The organism is Shewanella vaxholmensis, from assembly GCF_031932135.1.
In the GTDB taxonomy this organism is placed as follows: Bacteria; Pseudomonadota; Gammaproteobacteria; order Enterobacterales; family Shewanellaceae; genus Shewanella; species Shewanella hafniensis.
In genome coordinates, this window is the sequence record NZ_JAUOEV010000051.1 from 1 (window position 1) to 1120 (window position 1120).

The window sequence follows — 1120 nt, forward strand, 5'->3', positions numbered from 1 at the left end:
CCGTACATGAAAACTAACCATTGATGAAAACGAGTAAGGCGGGACACGTGACATCCTGTTTGAATATGGGGGGACCATCCTCCAAGGCTAAATACTCCTGACTGACCGATAGTGAACCAGTACCGTGAGGGAAAGGCGAAAAGAACCCCTGTGAGGGGAGTGAAATAGAACCTGAAACCGTATACGTACAAGCAGTGGGAGCGGTTCTTGAGACCGTGACTGCGTACCTTTTGTATAATGGGTCAGCGACTTACATTTTGTAGCGAGGTTAAGCGAATAGCGGAGCCGTAGGGAAACCGAGTGTTAACTGCGCGTTTAGTTGCAAGGTGTAGACCCGAAACCCGGTGATCTAGCCATGGGCAGGTTGAAGGTTGAGTAACATCAACTGGAGGACCGAACCGACTAATGTTGAAAAATTAGCGGATGACTTGTGGCTGGGGGTGAAAGGCCAATCAAACCGGGAGATATCTGGTTCTCCTCGAAAGCTATTTAGGTAGCGCCTCGAGCGAATACCATTGGGGGTAGAGCACTGTTAAGGCTAGGGGGTCATCCCGACTTACCAACCCTTTGCAAACTCCGAATACCAATGAGTACTACTCGGGAGACAGACGGCGGGTGCTAACGTCCGTCGTCAAAAGGGAAACAACCCAGACCGTCAGCTAAGGTCCCAAAGTACTAGCTAAGTGGGAAACGATGTGGGAAGGCTTAGACAGCTAGGATGTTGGCTTAGAAGCAGCCATCATTTAAAGAAAGCGTAATAGCTCACTAGTCGAGTCGGCCTGCGCGGAAGATGTAACGGGGCTAAGCTAGTCACCGAAGCTACGGGTGCACAGTTTACTGTGCGCGGTAGAGGAGCGTTCTGTAAGCCGTTGAAGGTGAAGGGGTAACCCACGCTGGAGGTATCAGAAGTGCGAATGCTGACATGAGTAACGATAAAGGGGGTGAAAAACCCCCTCGCCGAAAGACCAAGGGTTCCTGTCCAACGTTAATCGGGGCAGGGTGAGTCGACCCCTAAGGTGAGGCCGAAAGGCGTAATCGATGGGAAACAGATTAATATTTCTGTACTTCCGCTAACTGCGATGGAGAGACGGAGAAGGCTAGGCTAGCGCGGCGTTGGTAG

At 51.2% G+C, this 1120-nt stretch carries 1 rRNA gene; it reads left to right on the forward strand.

Annotated features, from left to right (window positions below):
* A 23S ribosomal RNA gene (locus Q4Q46_RS21310) occupies positions 1-1120 on the forward strand; the annotation flags it as partial.